Here is a 21343-nt window from a genome sequence, read left to right on the forward strand (position 1 = left end):
AAAGTAAATCACATGACCAATTTTGTTGAAGAACTCCGTTGGAGAGGAATGCTGCAGGATATTATGCCCGGAACAGAGGAAAAGCTGAATGAAGGTATGACTTCGGGTTATATCGGCTTTGATCCTACTGCAGATGCGCTGCACGTTGGTCACCTTACGCAGATCATGACCCTCATTCATTTTCAGCGGGCCGGTCATAAGCCCTACGCACTTGTAGGGGGGGCTACAGGTATGGTGGGCGACCCGTCCGGAAAATCAGCCGAACGGAACCTTCAAACTGAGCAGATGGTTGAACATAACCTTAACTCGATAACAAAGCAGTTATCCCGTTTTCTTGACTTTAATGATTCCCCAAACAGCGCTGTAATCATCAACAATGCTGATTGGTTCAAGGATATGAACCTCTTTACATTCATCAGGGATATCGGGAAGCACATTACCGTCAATTATATGATGGCGAAAGACAGTGTTAAACGCCGGTTGGAAGGTGATTCAGGTCTGTCATTTACAGAATTCTGCTACCAGCTTATACAGGGCTACGACTTTTACTACCTGTGGAAAAACCATAACTGCCTGGTACAAATGGGCGGCTCAGACCAGTGGGGAAATATCGTTACCGGAACAGAACTGATCCGTCGCAAGGATGCCGGGACAGCTTACGCGCTTACCACCCAGCTCATCAAGAAAACCGATGGAACCAAATTCGGCAAAACTGAAAGCGGCGCGGTTTGGCTTGATGCAAACAAGACCTCACCCTACAAATTCTACCAGTTCTGGCTAAACGCTTCCGATGAAGATACCAAGACATGGATCAGGATATTTACCCTCAAAACAAAAGAAGAGATAGAAACCCTTGAATCCAAGCATAATGAAGCTCCGCATCTGCGCATTCTGCAAAAGGCGCTGGCCTCAGATATAACCATCCGGACCCATTCCGAAGATGCCCTGGAAACAGCGATCAAGACCTCAGAGTTTTTATTTGGCAACGGCTCGCTGGAATTCTTCAGGACACTGGACGCACAGCAGGTGATGGAAATTTTCGAGGGTATCTCCCAATTCCCTATATCAAAAAGGGAACTGGAGCAAGGACTTGACGCAGCGACATTACTCGCCGAAAAGTCCAAAGTTTTTTCATCTAAAGGTGAAGCTAAAAAGTTAATTCAGGGTGGAGGCGTCTCCGTTAATAAAGAGAAACTTACTGACCCCTCGGCCTTACTGAACACAGGTCATCTGTTGAACGAAAAATTCATCATTGTTCAGAAAGGGAAGAAGAACTACTATTTGCTGATCGCAGAATAATCAACCAACCAGCAGATTACAGCCCCTGATATCGGCATTGTCAAAGCGGCCCAGCACCTCGAACGAGCCATCTACATACACGCGGCCGAGATCCTGAGTGGCAATGAACGAACAGGAATTGACATTAGCCAGGTCAATAATGTTGATTCCGCCGGTTCTTCCGGCCTCCAACAAAGTAAGCGGATCGTTGGTGTCCCGGGCAAGAACCTTCATCCAGGGCGGGCAATGGAAAATTCCCGCCCCGGGGGAATATGCCTGCGAAAGCAGTTCTGTCATCCCATATTCGCTATGCACCCCCGCAATACCAAAGCCATTGCACAAGGCCATGTGAAGCTCCTCGCGTACCATTTCTTTCCTTTTACCTTTCATACCTCCGGTCTCCATGACAATCAGTTCGGGGAAATCAGGTTTGAATCGCTCAATGAAGTCGAGTAGTGCATAAGTTACCCCGATCAGCACAGTCTTCTGTCCAGCTTGTCGCTGCCTTATCAAAACCTCATATAGCTCATCATGGTTATGCAAAAAATATCCACTGTCTGTATGCCTGCTTTTGGCAAGTAAGGCGTCAACCATATATATCAGCGAAGAACCCTCGCGCTCCAGATAGGAGGGCAGCAGGGCAAGCAAACACACCTCCTCAACGTCACCATAAAACAAATTAAACGCGCGCAGAAAACTCTCCTCATACACCGAAATATCAGTCACCAAATGCCTGCTCTGTATCATGCCAGTAGTGCCTGAACTGCTGAATACCACCTGTACCGGATCTGTCGAACTGACCACCTCCTGAGTCTTGAAAAAACCAATGGGAAGAAAAGGGATTTCATGTAAGCGCCGCACGTCAAGCGGGCTAATGCCCAGTGCCGACAAATACTTTTTGTATACCTCACAATGCACGGCCTGAAAGGCAAAAATTTTCAGAGCAATCGCCTCGAAACCATCTTCATCTTTTATCGAAAAAATCTCCTTCGTCATGTTTTTCACAACGGCAAAAATACATAACAGAAAGCGAATAAAAATCTACTGACTGTGTTTATTCGCCAGAATCGCCTTCCTGAAACTATAGCCGCAAAAGCCGCTTACCGCGGCAACCAATCCGCCAAGTACCGCAGTAACTAACAGTACCAGCCACCATAGCTTCAAACCCAGCATCACGGCAATCCTCGAAGCCAGCACATGATGGTTCGGCAAGCTCTTAAACAAGGCCATACCTGTCCAGAGCAACAAGACCGCAAAGAAAGGCGACCAAAAGCTGATCCGACCCGTTTTTCCGAGCAGTCCGCATACGGCGAAAGAGATCACGATAACCACCCACCAGGGTAGCACAAGCTGCAGCAAAAACGCAGCGACGATTATAATAATGAATACCATGTTTTACTTGCTAGTCACGCTAATTTTTGATATCACCTTATTTGGGCTGTCATTCGGCGATTCCATAAACAGAAGTTCAAATAACTCCCCCTTAGTCCATTTGTTTATCATGTTGTCATAAAAGCGGCTGCCCGGGTTGCCCGATTGTCCGCCCGGGTATACCCCGTAGCCCTTCGGTGTCTTACCAAGTTCTACAACCATGCGCCATGAAGGTCCGTTGCCCTCGTTCATCGCGTTGATCGTCATCTTTCCTCCACCTGTTACCAAGGGCTCCGATCCAAGACCCGGTATCCTTGCCAGATGCTGAACCCTGGTATTCTTCACCCGGCCCCAGGCCCAGTGCTCACCAATAGGCCCATATTTGCGCTCAAGTGTATCGCAGGCGTACTTAAACGACGCACTTACCAGATCAGATAGTGTCTCACGGGCAGGTGTACGAACGTCGTCAACCCAGCGCGAATCAGGTTCTTCGAGGATCAGCTTAACCGTCCGGTCTCTCGACGGATATCGCATCGGCATATCCTTAACAGTAAACTCATCGTCCCAGATGGCAAATTGCAGCCGTTTTGTCCAGAAATCGAATACACTGGCCGCAATTTCAGCGCTATCATAACACTTATTCCAAACCGAAAGCAAATGGAGCGCTTCCTGCTGTGTCGCATTAAGCTTGCTGCTGTCGACCAGCTTTAGCATGGCGGGGAGCACGAGCTCAGCATGGACACTGTAATTGTCCGTTTGCATCAGCCTGATGCTATCTGCAGTGGCGCGCTTCATAGTGCTCAGCCGGTCATTAATACGTTTGGCTCGTTCAAAAGGACTGAACTCCCAGTTAATATAGTAAGGGTAGCCAGGGTCTGTTGGCGACTGATTCGCTGAGCTCACAAATCCTCGTGCCGGGTTTTTCACCGTGGGGTTATGCTCCGCAGGGATCCATCCCTGCCAGTCATTGTCTTTTCTTGAACCATCCAAAATAAACTTTCCCTGATTTTTCCATTTAAGCGGAAACTTACCATTCGACGTGATCGAAATATCGTTGTCTACAGAAGCAAACACGAAATTCTGCGCCGGCGCAGTGAAATACTCCAGCGCTTTCCGGTAGTCTGAATAATTATTTCCCCGGTTCAGCAAATAAAACGTCTTCAGTTCGTTAGAACGCTCATGGGCAATCCACCGCAAGGCACTGCCCGAGGGGATGTTTTCAGATCTGTTGAAACCGTTCGGTTTCCTCAGGTAAACTACAGGGCCATGATGGGTATAGTACACCGTATCTGTTACAGTTTTGCCTCCGCGCACCCGAATCTTTTCCCTGACCATTTTTGTGCTTTTCCACTTATGATCATACCAATAACTCGTATAAGTCTCGTCCTTAAACCTTACCGAATAAAAATCCAGCACATCCGCCGCCACGTTGGTAACCCCCCAGGCAATACGCTTGTTAAAACCAACTATTATACCCGGCGCGCCCGGCAATGAAACGCCATAGGCATTTAAACCCGGAGCATGCAGTTGAATCTGGTACCAAATGGAGGGGAGCGACAAATCCAGATGCGGATCATTGGCCAGAATCGGATAGCCAGAAGCCGTCTTAGCGCCTGAAAGCGCCCAGTTATTGCTTCCGATCCCCTCCTCTTTTTGTTTGGTTCGCACATTATACACTGAACTTATACCAGTATCCGGCGGCGTGGAAGGCACGGCCAGCGGCTCGAAATCCCATGTAGTTCCCACGGGGATAATCGGGTCTTCACGAAACGGGTAGTCAGGGAACAAATCCGCAACCGCAGATGATCCGAAGGTATTTCGGATATTCGTCATATAAAGTTCATCGGAACCCATGGCAAGCACGGCCGACATCTGTTTGAGGAGCAACGCACACTTTAAGGGTGTCCATTTTTCCGGTTTAAAATCCAGCAGCTTATACTCCAATGGGAGCTGCGCCGCATTGAGCGAACCAATATAGTCGTTTATACCCTCTGTGTAAGCCAGGATCATCTCTTTCGACTTGGGGTCGGCCATCATTCCGGCCAGCGAATTCTCTGCCCCGTATACCATGCCCATACGGCGCTGATAGCGGTCAAGCTCGACCGCTTTTGCACCCACTACTTCCGACAAGCGTCCCGCGGCAAATCTGGTTTGAAAGTCCATCTGCCACAGGCGGTGCATAGCTGTTACGTAGCCCTGTGCATAATATACATCATGATCATTCTGCGCAAATACATGTGGAATCATACGGTCATCAAAAGCAATGTCAATAGGCGAATGCGCATGCTTGAGTACCAACTTGCGGCTTTTATCCACGCTATATCTTTCCGCGTTCTGCCAGAAACCTGTAAACGGATTAAGAAACTTCAGCAGGGGGGGCATATCCCCAAACTTAGAATTACATAAAAAACCTAAAAAAACAGGAATAACAACACTAATGAATGCTTTGACCTTGTTTATCATCTGCTCAGGCAATTACGCTTTTACTAAAAGTGTAAAAGCGGGTTAGATCTGCAATTTAATAATTTATTTAATTTTCGGTACACTTAACTAAGTTTGGATTATTGCGGAAATGTGCTAGATTTAAATTAAAATTCACCCAAATATAGATTTATGACAAACACTCTTACAAAAGCTGTTTTTACAATGGTATTGCTTTGTGTTTCGGCGCTCGTGGCGTTAGCACAGAATGTAACGATTGGTGGTGCTGTGATCGACAAGGCCACCAGGGAACCCATGCCCGGCGTTGGCATAACGGTCAAAGGCACAACGTCTGCCACAGCCACAAACTCCGAAGGAAAATTCGCGCTCAGTACCAGTCAGAAACTTCCTTTTACTCTTGTAATCAGCTATGTGGGTTACAATACCATCGAACAGGAAGTAACTGCAGCAAGCACCAGCCTCAATTTCGAACTCGAGAGTGGCGTCATACTCGGCCAGGAAGTCGTGGTGTCTGCATCACGTACGCCCGAGCGTATCCTTGAATCGCCGGTATCCATTGAACGGATGGGTGTTGCAGTATTGAGGGAGCTCCCTGCACCGTCATTTTACGACGCACTGGCAAACCTAAAGGGTGTTGAAACAAGCGCACAGAGCCTTACCTTCAGATCTATAAATACCAGGGGCTTTAACTCCAACGGAAACATCCGCTTCAATCAGTATGTCGACGGAATGGACAACCAGGCACCAGGACTAAACTTCTCAGTAGGCAACATTATCGGACTGAACGACCTTGACGTGGATAACGTGGAACTCCTTCCAGGTGCCGCTTCCGCCCTGTATGGCGCCGGCGGTATCAACGGAACCATGCTCATGACCTCCAAGAACCCGTTCACCTATCAGGGACCAAGCTTTCAGTTCAAAACAGGTATCAACCATGTCAACGACGATGAGACTGGTACACAACAATATAACCAGTTCGATCTGCGTATGGCAAAAGCGTGGAACAATAAACTGGCGGTAAAGGGCACCTTCTCGTTCCTGCAGGCCAAAGACTGGCAGGCATCCAACTATAGCAATTTCGACCGTACCAGCCGCACGCAGAAGGCGGGCGACCGGAACTCGGATCCTGCGTATGACGGTATTAACGTGTATGGCGACGAAACTTCACAAAATATGCGCGCCATCGTAGGTCAGAGCATTGAGCCAGCTGTTCGGCAGGGCATTCTGGGCGCGTCAGGTGGTTTGTTCGACCCGAGAGCTGCACTTAACAACGTGCCTGCCGGTTCAAGCTATGCTACCTATTTAACTGCGATCAATTCGTTCCCAATTCCTGCACCGCTCCGTAGTGCGGTGGCCAATCAATACCTGCCCTTCTATTTTGGACTCGCCAACCCCGCTGTACTGCCTAATCAGGAGGTGACAAGAACGGGGTACAACGAAAACACGCTGGTCGATTACAATACCGAGTCGATGAAAGCATCTGGTGCACTGCACTATAAATTTACGCCCAGTATTGAAGGTATCGCTCAAATCAACTGGGGAACCGGAACCTCTGTTTATACCGGTACCGACCGTTATTCTTTGCGTAACTTCAGCATCGGTCAGTATAAGCTGGAATTAAAAGGGGAGGACTTCTTCGTGCGCGGATATACTACCCAGGAACGCTCCGGCGATTCATATATCTCCTCCATCGTTGGCGCTTTCATTAACGAAACCTACAAACGTTCGGAAGACTGGTTTCCGCAATACATCGGAACGTATATAGGTGCCAAGCTAAACCCGGCCGGACTTACAGATGCTCAGGCACATGCTGCCGCGCGTGCTGCTGCCGACCAAGGCCGGCTGATACCGGGAACACCGGCATTTGAGGAGGCTCGCACGCGTATCGCCAACACTACGATTGTAAGTACAGACCGTGCTGCCGGGGTTTACGGTGCAAAATTTGACGACAGAACCAACCTTTACCATTACGAGGGACTGTACAACTTTTCCAACCTGTTAAACAATGTCGTCGAATTGCAGATCGGGGGCTCTTACCGCATCTTCCAGCTCCGTTCAAACGGAACCATCTTTGACGACCGCACCAACAAAATAGATATCGACGAATATGGCGTATTCGGACAGTTGTCGAAGAAATTCTTCGAAGACAAATTCAAGCTTTCTTTGTCGGGCAGGTACGATAAGAATCAGAACTTCGAAGGCCGCTTAACACCAAGGATCTCCGGAGTTTATACCGTGGCGCCAAACAACAACATCCGCGTGTCTTATCAAACCGGCTACCGCAACCCTACCACCCAAAACCAATACATTGATCTTACCGTTGGTGGCGGTCAGCTCCAGCTTATCGGAGGCTTGCCGAGCCTTCTCTCTAAGTACGATTTGTACAATAACAGGCCGTATACCGACGCAAGTTACCGTGCTTTCGTCGCTTCCGCCATCGCTGGTACGCCCAACGAGAGCTTGTTACAGGCCTATCAGTTTGATCCAAGAGGCGTTGTTCCGGAAAGCGTTAAAGCCTACGAGATCGGCTATAAAGGATTGTTAGGCGGACGCTTGCTCATCGATGCGTATGCATACTATAACACCTACAAGAACTTCATTACTGCAGTAGAGGTTTACCAGCGTCGCGGACAAGCCTTCCAAAAGTTTGGAGTACCTGTGAACGCCGACGGCGAGGTGGATACTTACGGAGCTGCATTGGGTATCGATTACCTGATCGCCAAATATAACCTGTCTGGAAACGTGTCGTACAACGAGATCGGCGATCTTCCCGCAGGCTTCCTGAACGACTTCAACACACCTACCATCCGGTATAACGTTGGTTTGGGTAACCGGGAGATTGTTAAAAATGTGGGCTTTAATGTAAACTACCGCTGGCAGGATTCGTTCTACTGGACCTCATCATTTGCTTCCGGAACAGTGCCTGCATTTGGCACAGCCGATGCACAGGTTAACTTCAAAGTGCCGTCTGTAAACTCCATGATCAAAATAGGCGGTACCAATATCCTGAACAAGTACTATTTTACCTCTTACGGTAACCCGTCTGTAGGCGCACTGTACTATGTAGGTTTTACATACAACCCATAGGTTGTTCTAAACAGGCTAATCCAGATCCCCGGCAAACACCGGGGATTTTCTTTTGAAAGACCTTTATCTCTTCGGCTTTCCTTCGTCTTTCAGTCGTGTTCGCTCCGGCATCGCTTCGTCGCAATCCGAAGGAAAAGCGACATAAAAGCGCAGAGCGTACGTCAGCGCGCAGGTATTACACAGTACTTTCTAAGCTTGCTCGTCGTTCTTTCAATATCTCTTGGGTTTTAATTGAAATTTTTACACTTTTAGATGGTACAATACATCAGGTATTGAAGGGATAGGATAATAAAACGATTTTCATGGAAGAGCAAACAGAAGTTGGCAAGGAAATATTTAATCAGAAGATAAGTGATAGTACAGGTGATGAGGTGGTTCAGCATCTCAACAATCCGGTGGCTGGGGCCGAAGCCATCGTAAAAAAGTATCTGGACTCAGTTAAAAAGGTCTGGCAGGATGGTAACAGATACATTTTTGGTGATGGCAGCGCCAAGGTAGAGATCAGAATAGTGAGCGATGAGATCATTCGTATACGGCTCGCTCCGCATGGCGTGTTCCTCGATGATTTCTCATACGCCGTGCCGGTGGTCGACCAGAAAGTAACTACATTCCGACTGGAGGAATTCCCTGAGCACTTTGATATATCTACGAATACGGTCGTTTGCCGTGTGCGCAAAGACGATTTTTTGATCTCATTTCTGGATAAGCAAACGCAGGTAGTAATGAGTCAGGATGTATCTCCTATGCACTGGGAGGAGAATGCAGACTTTGGTGGCTATTATGTATACGCCACAAAAAAATGTCTCACGGAGGAGAACTTTTTCGGATTGGGCGACAAATCGGGCAATATGAACCTGCGTGGCAGGCATTTTCAAAACTGGAATACAGACGCATATTCCTTTGGCTGGGATCAGGACCCGCTGTATCGCACCATTCCGTTTTATATTGGCGTGCATGATAAGTCGGCCTACGGAATTTTCTTCGATAATACCTTTCGGTCGTATTTCGACTTCGGCAGGGAAGATGCCGAGAAGACAAGCTTCTGGGCCGACGGCGGGGAGCTGCAATATTACTATATGCATGGGCCGCATTTTATGGATGTGGTGAAGCGCTACCAGAGCTTAACGGGCACCCATCCGATGCCTCCAAAATGGGCTTTGGGATACCATCAATGCCGCTGGAGCTATTATCCGGAGAGCAAGGTTAAGGAGATCGCCGAGGGATTCAGGTCCAGGAGTATCCCTTGTGACGCGATATACCTGGACATCGACTATATGGATGGTTACCGCTGTTTCACCTGGAATAAAAGTCATTTCCCGGACCCGAAACGGATGATCAAGGAACTGGCCACCGATGGTTTCAAAACGGTGGTGATGATAGATCCGGGAATTAAAGTAGACGATAATTACTGGGTGTTTAAAGAAGGAAAGGAAAACAATTACTTCTGTCGCCGTAGTGACGACTATTTTATGGAGGGGCATGTATGGCCGGGCCGTTGTCAGTTTCCGGATTTCACGAACCCAACCGTTCGCGAATGGTGGGGCGGTTTGTACAAGGAGCTTGTGGAGATTGGCGTTGCGGGTGTATGGAACGATATGAACGAACCGGCGGTGTTCGGTTCAGGTACCTTCCCCAATGATGTGCGCCACAATTATGATGGTTACCGTGGTTCGCACCGCAAGGCACATAATGTTTACGGAATGCAAATGGTGCGCTCAACATACGATGGCTTAAAGAAACTGATGCGCAACAAGAGACCGTTTACCATTACCCGCGCGGGCTACTCCGGCATGCAGCGTTATGGCTGTGTATGGACCGGCGATAATGTGGCTACCTGGGAACACCTCAAGATTGGGAACATACAGTGTCAGCGGATGTCGATCTCAGGCGTGCCTTTCTGCGGAACCGATATCGGGGGCTTTAGTGGTGAGCCTGATCCGGAATTGTTTACCCGATGGATTCAGCTTGGAACTTTTTCTCCTTTTATGCGCGCACATTCGGCCGGAGATACCGCCGAAAGGGAGCCCTGGAGTTTCGGTGAACCATATACGAGCATAAACCGTACGTACATTGAGCTCCGCTACCGCCTGTTGCCTTACCTGTATTCGGTGTTCTGGGAGCATCACCGTTATGGTTTTCCTATTCTTCGTCCGCTGGTTATGCTGGAGCAGGAGAACGAGAGTATGAGCTTCCGTCAGGACGAGTTTACTTTTGGCGACAAGATACTTGTGTGCCCGGTTCTGGAACAGGGCGCTGCATCACGAAGGGTGTACCTGCCTAAAGGTAACTGGTATAACTTCTGGACGCACGAGGTGCTGCAGGGCGAAAGCGAGCACCTGATCGAAACACCGCTAGATCATATGCCGTTGTTTGTCCGTTCAGGTTCCGTTATTCCGGAATACCCTGTAATGCAATACGTGGGCGAGAAGGAAGTGACGGAGGTGTTACTGAATATTTATTATGCAGACTATGAGGTAAACTCTTTCCTGTACGAGGATCATGGCGATACATTTGCATACGAGCAGGATATATACTCGGAAAAGAAGTTTGCCGTAAAAGGCAGCAGCAGTGGCTTGATTATTGAACAAAGCAGGGAAGGCCTATATACCCCGAATTATGAGTGGTACAGCTATAATGTAGTCGGGTTACCATTTAGCGTCGCGCGGATTACTGTAGACGATAAGGAAGTAACCGATTACAGCATGGATGAACGCAATTGCCTGCATTTTAAGTCAAACAAGAACTTTACGACAATAAAAATCTACAGCTAATGAAAGTAATGACCCACAGCTTGTTCAGCGATTTCGACATTTCCTTGTTCGTAACAGGTAAGCATTTTAGATTGTATGAAAAGTTTGGGTCGCATATCATTACGGTAAACGGCGAAGCAGGTACTTACTTTTCGGTCTGGGCGCCCAATGCGCAGTCGGTAAGTGTTATTGGCGACTTTAATCAATGGGACCGGGCGTCTCATCAGCTGTACAGGCGACTGGATTCGTCGGGCATCTGGGAGGGCTTTATCCCGGGGGTTCATAAGGGCCAGATCTATAAGTATGCCATCAAAGGTTATGATGGGGTAGAACGGGAAAAAGGCGACCCTTTTGCAAGACGATGGGAGCGCCCTCCGCGTACGGCCTCTATGGTATGGGATACGGCTTATGCATGGAAAGATAAAACCTGGATGAACCGTCGCGCACGGGTAGATGCTCTGAAACAGCCTATGACGGTGTATGAACTGCATCTCGGCTCCTGGCGGCGGGACCCGTCTGACCCAAAAAGGATCCTGACCTATAAGGAGATAGCAGAGGCACTGGTGCCCTATGTACTCGACATGGGTTTTACACATGTCGAGCTGATGCCGGTGATGGAATACCCTTATTATCCATCCTGGGGATACCAGATCACCGGTTACTTTGCTGCAAGTTCCAGACATGGAACTGCCCAGGAATTGATGTATCTGATAGAACAACTACACAAGCACAACATCGGGGTTATTTTAGATTGGGTACCATCACACTTTCCGGGAGATGCGCATGGCTTATATGAATTTGACGGAACGCACTTGTATGAGCATGCGGATATGCGTAAGGGCTTTCATCCTGACTGGAAATCGTATATTTTTAATTACGACCGGAATGAGGTACGGTCCTTCTTGATCAGCAATGCCATGTACTGGCTGGATCAGTTCCATGTAGACGGACTGCGGGTCGATGCGGTGGCGTCAATGTTATATTTCGACTTTTCAAGAACGGCGGCCGAGGCGGCAACCAATGAGTACGGCGGTAGCGAGAACCTGGGAGCTATACAGTTCTTAAAAGACTTGAATGAGTCAGTTTACGGTAGTTTTCCTGGTGTGCAAACCATAGCGGAGGAAAGCAGCACTTATCCGGGCGTTACTAATCCTGTGTATGCCGGGGGACTGGGATTCGGGATGAAATGGATGATGGGCTGGATGAACGATACCCTGAGGTATTTTAAGCTGGATCCGATTGCCCGGAAGCACCACCACCATCAGCTCACTTTCAGTGCTACATATGCCTTCAGCGAAAATTTTATGCTGCCCTTTTCTCACGACGAGGTGGTGCACGGCAAGTCATCAATGATTTATAAAATGCCTGGCGACGAGTGGCAAAAACACGCGAATTTGCGTGCTTTATACGCATATATGTTTACCCACCCGGGTACTAAACTTTTGTTTATGGGCAACGAGTTTGCTCAAACCCATGAATGGGATTTTAAGAATTCGCTCGACTGGCATTTACTCCAGTACCCAAGTCACCTCGGTATGCAAAGGGCTGTGCGCGCGATGAACAACCTTTACCGGTCTGAACCTGCTCTATACGAGCATAGTTTCTCTTATGAAGGCTTTGAATGGATTAATGCCGACGATGCTGATCATTCCATTTATATTTATGTTAGGAAGGGCTTAAAAGGTAAAGACACGCTGATCGTGATCTTAAACCTGACACCTGTATACAGGGAAAACTACCGCGTAGGTTTGCCAGTTAAGGCTAAATGGCAGGAGATATTCAACACAGATGCGGAAGAATTCTACGGCAGCGGCAAACGAAATACAGGTGTGCTGTCGCCTGAGGCTGAAGAATGCCACGGCAGACCGTCTTCTATGGTGCTAAATGTGCCGCCTTTGGCTGCGGTCGTTTTAAAGCAGGTACCTGTCAGGGGAAAAAAGAGCTAGTACGAAGTAATCTCCTCTCCGAAAACCTTTCGTGTAACAGTTTTGTTGTAGTGATATACATTTAGAACAACAGCAATGGAAACGCAAGATAACCACAGCAATAAAGTTCCTGATCAGATCAATGATGATGCGCATCTGGAGAATCCAAGTGTAGATCCTGGATTTGAGAACAGCGGTAATGGCAATACGCTTAAGGGTAGAGAGGATAAGCGTGTGAACGACATTGATGTTAACCTCAGTATCTCGGAGATGCGCGAGGGTAAAACCAAACACGACGAAGAAGAGGGGCCTGAAGCGGCAGGATTGAGAGATATTGCCGATAGCGAATCAGATGATGATCAGTCGGACGATGCCATGAATCGCGGAAATGATCGCGACCACGGCGCATATAATCCTAAAAATATTTAGGTATTCGCTATCTTTGCAGCCTCAATTTGGAAACATGAATACCAAACAGGCATATAACATCTGGGCTGCACAGTACGATACGAACGACAATAAAACGCGCGACCTTGAAGGCCTGGCTTTGAAGATTTGTCTCGCCAGTGTTCCGTTCAATAAAGTATTGGAAATCGGCTGCGGTACTGGTAAGAATACAGAATGGCTTATGGAAAGGGCCGCGCTGATTACGGCGGTCGACTTCTCCGAGCAGATGCTGGCGCGGGCTAAAGACAAGATCAGTTCAAACCGTGTGGAATTTAAACAGGCAGATATTACTTCGAAATGGAACTTCAGGGACGGGCTGTACGACCTGGTAACCTTTAGTCTTGTGCTTGAGCATATAGATAACCTGGATTATATTTTTAATCAGGCCGCTAAATCATTAAACTCCGGTGGATATGTTTATGTAGGCGAACTGCATCCGTTTAAGCAATACGAAGGGACTCGTGCCCGGTTCGAAACGGAAGAAGGACGCCAGGAGGTGGATGCATTTAATCATAACGTGTCCGACTTTATTCAAGCCGGTAAGAAGCACGGCCTGGCATTAGTAGATCTGGAGGAATATTTTGATAACAACAACCGCACGGTTATACCAAGGATTTTGACGATCTTGTTGAGGAAAGTTTAGACCTTGCTTATGAAAGTACTATTTTGCTCAGCAGTTTTCTTATTGTCTTCCGTATTTATCCATCATTCTATGGCGCAATCCACCCAAAAGAAAGTAGCAGTAAAGCTAAACCACATTGCTGTCTATGTGGCCGATCTGCAAAAAGCTACCGATTTCTATAAAAATGTATTCGATCTGGAGATTATCCCCGAGCCTTTTAAAGACAACAGGCACACCTGGTTTACATTGGGGCCTGCCGGACAGTTGCATTTGATTCAGGGTGCTAAACCTGATCAGGTGCATGATAAAAATGAGCATTTGTGTTTCAGCGTTGCTTCAATGGACAGTTTTGTGAAGGGCCTTGATAAGATGGGGATACGCTATGAAAACTGGGCGGGCGAGGTTAGTACCATTACAAAGCGGCCCGACGGTATACAACAGATCTATTTTAAGGATCCCGACGGGCATTGGCTTGAAGCGAACGACGATCACTGATCACCAGCCTGCTTATAAGCGTCGGCTACAACGATCGCCATTAGCCTTTCCGGGTGCTCTACGGCTTTAAATCCAAACTGCGCATAGAGCCCATGAGCGTCTTGTGTGCCGAGCATATAGCGTCTAAGGCCTTGCAGGTCCGGATGAAAAAGCATCAGCGACATAAGTTTCTTAGACAGGCCTAAACCCCGATATTCCGGCAAGACATAAACATCGGCGAGATAGCCAAAAGTAGCGCGGTCGGTAATCCATCGGGCAAATCCGATTTGCCGTGCTTCTTTGTAAATGCCGAAACATAAGGAATTTTCGATGGACCGCCGTACGACTTCCAAAGGTATGTCTTGTGCCCAATACGATTCTTTGGAAAGGTAGTGGTGCACAGCTTGTGGGTCGATCCGGTTCTTGTCATCAGAAAATATGAAACCGTCTTCTGCTATTTCCATTTCTGGCAAAACTAATTGTTTTTTCTGGCTTTTTTTTCCGCTTTCATCCTTTTACGTACGCCATCATCCACGCCGGTGCCGGCAGGCATCGGTTTAAATACTGATCCGGAGGTGTCGGGCGCTGGTGGTGCGGTTTTAATCTGATACCGGTGTATAATATTCCCAGAGATCCTTTCTGTGGTATGTGGCAATATGCGGTGGGAAAACTTGGCGCCTTTTGCCTTCCAGCCCACAGCGAGTTCCTTTCGGGGGCGCAGCGACATCCGGATTACGGCGTTGACAACTTTCTCCGGTGGATCCATTGCGGCCATTCTGGGCGTTCCGCCGCTGTAATTGGCAGCGTGACGCCAGAACGGAGTGTCTGCCGCCCAGGGTTGCACGGTGACTATTTTGATTTTTTTATAGCCGTTAAGTCGAAGTTCCTGATTGATGGCCTGGCTAAGATTAAGAATGCCCCCTTTTGTGGCGGCATAGCTGGCATGATAAGCAAGGGGATTGTGACTTTCTATAGAACCCATGTTGATGATGGTACCATATCCCTGCGACCGGAAGAGCTGAACGGCTGCGTGCGAGGCGTAGATAAAGCCTTTGAGGTTAATGTCGACAAGCCTGGCCTGATCTGCAATGGGAATATCCCAGAACCGTCCTATAGCCCCAACGCCGGCCATGTTGATCCATACATCAATTTTTCCGTACTTGTCCACCGCCGCCTTGGTTAGCCGCTCTATATCCTCGGGTTTACTGATATCCATAGGCACCACCAGGGCTGTACCACCAGCGTTGCGTATGTTTGTCGCGACTTCCTCCAGATCGTTTTCCCGCCTGGCGGCAATGACAACATTGGCCTTGTACCGGCCAAGCTCTTCAGCTACGCCGCGGCCAAAACCGCTGGAGGCGCCAATGATCACATAGGTTTTGCCGTTTATTTTCTGCTGTCCCGGTTTGCCGAGTTTTGATGTGGCGCAACCTAACGATACTATTGTTATGGCGACTGCCATAAGGTATTTGATTAAATAGGGGTTCGAGTTCATAGCTTTTGGTAATTGACGTCACGGGATGTCCGTGTCTACGCTAACAAAAGCCGGTTAAAACAAGTTCGTTAGAATTTTCAGTTCAGTATTTATCTCCAGTTCCCCCCGTATAAATTCTTAGCCGTTGCACTGCCTATGCGTGGTATATTTGTCTATTCTCGTGTAGCGTTTTAAAACTCGCTTTGGTATCTTTTTGATCGCGTTCAAGGGCAACAACGACGCCAAAAATTAAGGTTCCGATAAATAAGAATATTAATAGCCAGTCGAATGATTCCAGTTTTTTCATAGTTTGTTGATAACACTCAGCCTGGGAAAAAGTTTCCTTAGAAAAAACTAAAAGGGATGTTCCATCCGGACACATCCCTTTTTCTAACCAAATATAAACCTGTATGAACGGGTTTTACTTTAAGTTTCCGTAGTATTCTACGAATTTGGCCAATGCTGTTGAATAGCCCCATTCGTTATCATACCATGAAACCACTTTAACGAAGTTGTCGTTCAGTGAGATTCCCGCTTTCGCGTCGAAAATAGATGCGTGATCATCTCCGATGAAATCTGTTGATACCACTTCGTCTTCAGTATATCCTAGTACGCCTTTCAGTTCGCCTTCTGAGGCTTCTTTCATGGCTTGTTTTACTTCTTCGTAAGTTGCTGGTTTCTCTAAACGTACAGTAAGGTCAACAACAGAAACGTCTGCCACAGGAACGCGGAATGACATGCCGGTTAGTTTACCTTTCAGTTCAGGAAGAACCAGACCTACTGCTTTTGCAGCACCGGTCGACGATGGAATGATGTTTGAAAATCCGCCGCGTCCACCTCTCCAATCTTTAGCAGATGGGCCGTCTACAGTTTTTTGTGTAGCTGTTACTGCGTGGATGGTGCTCATTAATCCTTCTACGATACCGAATTTATCATTCAATACTTTAGCAATAGGTGCTAAACAGTTGGTTGTACATGATGCGTTTGACACGATTGTCTGATCTGCAGTAAGTTTGTGGTGATTAACGCCCATTACATAAGTAGGGGTATCATCTTTGGCAGGGGCAGAGAAAACTACTCTTTTTGCTCCGGCTGCAAGGTGTTTTTCAGCATCTGCTTTAGTAAGGAACAGACCTGTTGATTCTATAACGGTCTCAACACCTACTTCATCCCACTTCAGGTTTGCAGGGTCACGCTCTGCAGTAATGCGGATTGTTTTTCCGTTTACTACAAGGTTTCCGTCTTTTACTTCAATTGTTCCATCGAATTTACCGTGGGTAGAATCATAACGCAACATGTAAGCCATGTAATCTGGTTCTACAAGGTCGTTGATAGCAACGATGTCCAATCCTCTTTTCAATGCAGCCCTGAAAACCAGTCTGCCGATACGGCCAAAGCCGTTTATTCCAATTTTGCTCATTTTTATTGAATTAATTTGAATAGTAGTTTAGTAAATTATAAATCGGTTCTTTAGTTATTGATGTAATGCTTAGCCCATGCTGTTTTGCTATGGCACGCAGCTGATCCTGAAATGTTCCTGCTACCAGACCCACGAAATGAATATCATGACCGGGGTGCTGTTTTACGGTAGGCAGCATATAGATATGGTAATATCTTTCAAACGCTTGGTTTACCATATCAAGTATATATTTATGGTCCCTGTTTTCTATAAAAAAGTCAAAAAAGGAACTCAAAAATTGCTGAGCCATTGGTTTTTTATAGACCCGCTCCAATATCTGGGGCCGGTCCAGATTATATTTGACTTCGAACTTTTTGTGAAGGTCCTCAGGAAGCTTATTCTGCATAAAGTGCTTGAGCAGTACTTTGCCCAGGTAATTTGCCGAACCTTCATCACCAAGAATGAAACCTAGTCCGTAATTGTTCTTCTCCGGGTTTTTCCCGTCAAAATATGCACAGTTGGCCCCGCTACCCAAAATACCTACAATACCTGTATGGTTGTAGCACGCTGAAATAGCTGCACCGTAAATATCATCCTTAACTAGGATCTTACTGTAGCGGAAAAATTGTCCAAGAGTTTCTGCAAGTTCATTCTTCCGCTCGGGAGAAGAGGCACCTGCCGCAAACACATAAATTTTCTTAATGCTTTCGGCATGATTGATCAGTGTAGTTTTTTTGTTCAGCGCGTTTAAAATAGCTTTTGGATCATTTAAGCAGGGGTTAATGCCAGGCATGGTACATTCTGCCACTGCCTTGCCGTCCCTGGCTATTTTCCAGAAAGCTGTTTTTGAACCGCTGTAAACTACTGCGATCATACTTATATAGACAATACTTTAGTCATTTCCAATAAATCACTTTCCAGCTTAAAGCTGTGCTTGTTGAGCGCTTCCTCAATACTGGTGGCCTGGATATCGTTTCCGCGAAGACCAACCATGTGCATGGTGTTGCCTCGAAGCAATTCATTTACTGCAGCAAATCCTAATCTGCTGCCAAGTATCCTGTCGAAACTGCTCGGGCTACCGCCACGCTGAAGGTGCCCGAGTATGGTTACCTTGGTATCATAATGGTTGAAACGCTCCTTAACTTTCTTCGCTATGTCGTACGCGCCGCCCGATTTATGCCCTTCGGATACGATAACGATGCTTGAAGACTTCTTGGTCGAAGCACCTGATTCCAGTTGTGCGATAAGCTCGTCAAGACTCGTGTGGCGTTCCGGAAGCAGCACTGCTTCGGCACCGCTTGATATAGCGCTCCTTAATGCGATGCAGCCAGAGTCGCGGCCCATTACTTCAATAAAGAACAGCCGGTCGTGCGAATCGGCAGTATCCCTGATCTTATCAATAGCTTCAATTACCGTGTTGATAGCGGTATCGTATCCCAGGGTAAAGTCAGATCCATAAAGGTCGTTATCAATGGTGCCCGGTACGCCCATAACCCGAACGCCGTGCTTCTTTGCGAAACGCAGCGCACCGGTAAAGGTGCCGTCGCCCCCAATAACAACGAGGCCGTCTATGTCTCTTTCTTTAAGGTTTTTAAATGCTATGTCAAGTCCCTCGTCGGTCTTGAAATCAAGACAGCGGGCAGTCTTTAAAATTGTACCTCCAAGGTGAATGATGTTGCTCACAGATCTGGCATTCATAGGGTTGATGTTGTTGTCTATCAGACCCTGATAGCCTTGCATTACACCGAACATATTAACGCCATTGTAAATTCCTGTCCGCACTACAGCCCTGATACAGGCGTTCATTCCGGGCGCATCGCCCCCTGAGGTGAGTACAGCTATATTTTTAATATTTGGTTTCATGATTGTATGTACGAATATAGCGTGTATTATTTACACTAAGTAATTTATTTTGCATTTTCACATGCAATTTGGCAGCAAGTATATTTATTTGCGTCAACATAAAAAAATTAAAGACCGATTACTTTCCGCCCTGCACAGGCTGTTGTAAAGCAGACTGCAAATATTTAGCGTTCGTAACTGCATAGCCCTGTACATCATTGTTGAAATAAATGAAAGCTTGTTCGATATATGCCCTCATTTTCAGGTTGTTTGCAAAACTGTCCAGCTCCTGCTTTGAATACTCCGAGGCATAAAGCTGCTGCCCGCCATGCATGCGGTAATACAGCAGGTCGGTGTTGCTTACCATGTTATCCGGGAAATCCGGATGGCTCATTCCACAGAAGCTGATACGGTGTTCAGCAAGCTGGTCCCACACCTCTTGTTTCCACCAGCTTTCGTGTCTGAACTCAACTACATTGCGGATGTGTTTGTCTAACCCTCCCGTGATCCGGCTGAGCCGCTCTTCTGAAAATGTGAAGTTTGGAGGAAACTGCCAGAGCGTGCATCCCAGTTTCTCTTTCAGCCCGTTCTCAACAACGAGGTAGAAGTCGCTTATCATTTGCGACGCACCAGTCATTTTCTTATAATGTGTGATGGATCTGGGGGCTTTAACGGCGAACAAAAAATTGTCCGGGCTCTGCTCATACCAGCTTTTTAGTACAGGTAATCGCGGAAAGCGGTAAAACGTAACATTCAGTTCCAGGGTTTTGAAATGCTCACAGTAAAATTCAAACCATTTCTTCTGCGGCAGGTCTTCCGGATAGAAATCCCCGACCCAGTGCTTATAGTGGAATCCCGAACAACCGATTGATGTAATCATATCTTGTTTCCTTTTACAGAGTTCAGCAAAAAACGTGCGGCTGTGAATTTATGACGGCAAACCTAGTACTTCTACTTCTTTCAGCGGGGAAAAATACCCGATAACGTTAGAGGGAACACAGTTTCAGACTTGCGTTGTTAATCATCTACAATAAATCAACCTATCGTTATGGAAAATCAAAATGAACAGCTGAAGAATGACGCCGAGCGTGATAAGCATATCAACACAGGTGTAGTTCCCGAAGATCAGATCAAAGGCAGCGATGCCGACACCAATCCGGAATTGGACATCTCGAACTCACCGGATACAAAAAGTGATGAGCGCGACGCATCTGGCGTCGGTTCTCAGGAAAATGATGTTGAGGACATGGATATAGATGAGAGCACGGGTGGATCGGCAATGTAAACTCAGAATTTTTACCTGGCATATTCACGGAAGTTATCTTTTTTACCTCTCGCAGGGTGATTATGAGATCTACATTCCGGTAAAGGAGCAGCGGACCGAAGGCTATTACGGACGGGGGTCGACCTTTCCTTTTGGGGATAACGTCCACGAAGTACCAGCCAATGAAGTAAGGAACATGAGTTTCGACCTCATCCTGTACCAGACGGACGAGAATTATCTGGTCGACCAGTACGAGATATTATCAGATACACAACGCGCGCTCCCCCGGATATACCTGGAACATGATCCGCCCTGGGATCATCCTACAAATGCCCGGCATCCCGTTACTGATCCGAAGGTCTTGCTGGTACATGTCACCCATTTTAACGCACTGATGTGGGATAACTATGGGTTAAAGACCCGCGTTATAGAACATGGCGTACTGGTACCCGAACTGCCTGCACAGGAAAAAACAGAACGGGGTATTGTGGTGATCAACAACCTGCCCACTCGCGGCCGCTTGCTCGGGCTTGATATTTTTGAGCAGGTACGGGAACGCATACCGCTCGATCTGGTGGGCATGGGGGCAGAAAAATATGGGATCGGTGAAGTGCTGCATCCGGATCTGCCGGCTTTTACTTCTAAATACCGGTTCTTCTTTAACCCGATCAGATATACGAGCCTGGGCCTTGCGGTATGCGAAAGCATGATGCTCGGCCTGCCTGTGGTTGGGCTTGCCACTACAGAGATGGCCGTAACGATCAAAAATGGTTATTCGGGATATGTCCATACTGATATAGATTTCCTGATCAGCAAGATGGAATATTTGCTTAGTCACCCCGCCGAAGCCGAAGAAATGGGCCGTAATGCCAGGCAGGAGGCACTCCGTCGATTCAATATTAAGCGCTTCGCAGAGGAATGGACATCACTATTTAACGAGGTAGTTAACGCTCACAATTAAAATCTGA

At 47.3% G+C, this 21343-nt stretch carries 19 protein-coding genes; 9 read left to right on the plus strand and 10 right to left on the minus strand.

From position 1 onward, the window contains the following. The first annotated feature begins 12 nt into the window (after positions 1-12). Positions 13-1299, plus strand: a complete 1287-nt coding sequence (gene tyrS, locus J3P40_RS16185; RefSeq protein ID WP_256007303.1) for a tyrosine--tRNA ligase — start codon at positions 13-15, stop codon at positions 1297-1299. On the opposite strand, the gene J3P40_RS16190 is transcribed toward tyrS, so the two are convergent. From J3P40_RS16190 to J3P40_RS16200, 3 genes are read right to left on the minus strand one after another with little or no spacing between them, the layout of a single operon-like run. Continuing rightward, positions 1300-2274, minus strand: coding sequence for a LuxE/PaaK family acyltransferase (locus J3P40_RS16190; protein ID WP_256007304.1), 975 nt, complete (start codon positions 2272-2274; stop codon positions 1300-1302). Between the two features lie 45 nt (positions 2275-2319). Beyond that, positions 2320-2670, minus strand: coding sequence for a hypothetical protein (locus J3P40_RS16195; protein ID WP_256007305.1), 351 nt, complete (start codon positions 2668-2670; stop codon positions 2320-2322). A 3-nt stretch (positions 2671-2673) separates the two neighbouring features. Continuing rightward, on the minus strand, positions 2674-5031 hold the full coding sequence (locus J3P40_RS16200; RefSeq protein WP_256007306.1) for a penicillin acylase family protein: 2358 nt from the start codon (positions 5029-5031) through the stop codon (positions 2674-2676). Positions 5032-5262: 231 nt separating this feature from the next. On the opposite strand from J3P40_RS16200, the gene J3P40_RS16205 reads away from it, so the two are divergent. From J3P40_RS16205 to J3P40_RS16230, 6 genes are all read left to right on the plus strand, one after another. Further along, on the plus strand, positions 5263-8178 hold the full coding sequence (locus tag J3P40_RS16205; RefSeq protein ID WP_256007307.1) for a TonB-dependent receptor domain-containing protein: 2916 nt from the start codon (positions 5263-5265) through the stop codon (positions 8176-8178). Between the two features lie 302 nt (positions 8179-8480). After that, positions 8481-10949: a glycoside hydrolase family 31 protein gene (locus J3P40_RS16210; RefSeq protein WP_256007308.1), complete on the plus strand. Its 2469-nt coding sequence runs from the start codon at positions 8481-8483 to the stop codon at positions 10947-10949. Further along, on the plus strand, positions 10949-12874 hold the full coding sequence (gene glgB, locus J3P40_RS16215) for a 1,4-alpha-glucan branching protein GlgB (protein WP_256007309.1): 1926 nt from the start codon (positions 10949-10951) through the stop codon (positions 12872-12874). The genes J3P40_RS16210 and glgB overlap by 1 nt, the downstream gene beginning before the upstream one ends. Before the next feature lie 75 nt (positions 12875-12949). Further along, positions 12950-13282: a hypothetical protein gene (locus J3P40_RS16220; protein ID WP_256007310.1), complete on the plus strand. Its 333-nt coding sequence runs from the start codon at positions 12950-12952 to the stop codon at positions 13280-13282. A gap of 34 nt (positions 13283-13316) precedes the next feature. Further along, the gene (locus J3P40_RS16225; RefSeq protein WP_256007311.1) at positions 13317-13943 is read left to right on the plus strand and encodes a class I SAM-dependent methyltransferase; all 627 of its coding nucleotides are present in this window, start codon (positions 13317-13319) and stop codon (positions 13941-13943) included. Between the two features lie 9 nt (positions 13944-13952). Further along, positions 13953-14417 carry a VOC family protein gene (locus J3P40_RS16230; protein ID WP_256007312.1) on the plus strand — a complete coding sequence of 155 codons (465 nt, stop codon included), beginning with the start codon at positions 13953-13955 and terminating at the stop codon, positions 14415-14417. Here the strand turns inward: J3P40_RS16230 and J3P40_RS16235 are convergent. The 7 genes from J3P40_RS16235 to J3P40_RS16265 all read right to left on the minus strand — a co-directional run bounded on the left by J3P40_RS16235 (position 14411) and on the right by J3P40_RS16265 (position 19991). After that, entirely contained in the window at positions 14411-14860 is a 450-nt protein-coding gene (locus J3P40_RS16235; protein ID WP_256007313.1) for a GNAT family N-acetyltransferase, read from the minus strand. The two genes, J3P40_RS16230 and J3P40_RS16235, sit on opposite strands and share 7 nt — an antisense overlap. Positions 14861-14871: 11 nt before the next feature. Continuing rightward, positions 14872-15858, minus strand: a complete 987-nt coding sequence (locus J3P40_RS16240; protein ID WP_256007314.1) for an SDR family NAD(P)-dependent oxidoreductase — start codon at positions 15856-15858, stop codon at positions 14872-14874. 166 nt (positions 15859-16024) lie between these two features. After that, complete coding sequence (locus tag J3P40_RS16245) at positions 16025-16177, minus strand: hypothetical protein (RefSeq protein ID WP_256007315.1); 153 nt, start codon at positions 16175-16177, stop codon at positions 16025-16027. A gap of 114 nt (positions 16178-16291) precedes the next feature. After that, entirely contained in the window at positions 16292-17290 is a 999-nt protein-coding gene (gene gap, locus J3P40_RS16250) for a type I glyceraldehyde-3-phosphate dehydrogenase (protein WP_256007316.1), read from the minus strand. Between the two features lie 10 nt (positions 17291-17300). Beyond that, positions 17301-18143: a hypothetical protein gene (locus tag J3P40_RS16255; RefSeq protein WP_256007317.1), complete on the minus strand. Its 843-nt coding sequence runs from the start codon at positions 18141-18143 to the stop codon at positions 17301-17303. A gap of 2 nt (positions 18144-18145) precedes the next feature. After that, on the minus strand, positions 18146-19132 hold the full coding sequence (gene pfkA / locus J3P40_RS16260; RefSeq protein WP_256007318.1) for a 6-phosphofructokinase: 987 nt from the start codon (positions 19130-19132) through the stop codon (positions 18146-18148). A 118-nt stretch (positions 19133-19250) separates the two neighbouring features. After that, positions 19251-19991, minus strand: coding sequence for a DUF72 domain-containing protein (locus J3P40_RS16265; RefSeq protein WP_256007319.1), 741 nt, complete (start codon positions 19989-19991; stop codon positions 19251-19253). 168 nt (positions 19992-20159) lie between these two features. Between J3P40_RS16265 and J3P40_RS16270 the strand changes: the two genes are divergently transcribed. Both J3P40_RS16270 and J3P40_RS16275 read left to right on the plus strand, forming a co-directional pair. After that, positions 20160-20396: a hypothetical protein gene (locus J3P40_RS16270; protein ID WP_256007320.1), complete on the plus strand. Its 237-nt coding sequence runs from the start codon at positions 20160-20162 to the stop codon at positions 20394-20396. Beyond that, complete coding sequence (locus J3P40_RS16275) at positions 20368-21336, plus strand: glycosyltransferase family 4 protein (protein WP_256007322.1); 969 nt, start codon at positions 20368-20370, stop codon at positions 21334-21336. Before J3P40_RS16270 ends, J3P40_RS16275 begins: the two co-directional genes overlap by 29 nt. Positions 21337-21343: the final 7 nt, after the last annotated feature.

The organism is Pedobacter deserti (assembly GCF_024436415.1).
GTDB classification, from domain to species: Bacteria; Bacteroidota; Bacteroidia; order Sphingobacteriales; family Sphingobacteriaceae; genus Pedobacter; species Pedobacter faecalis.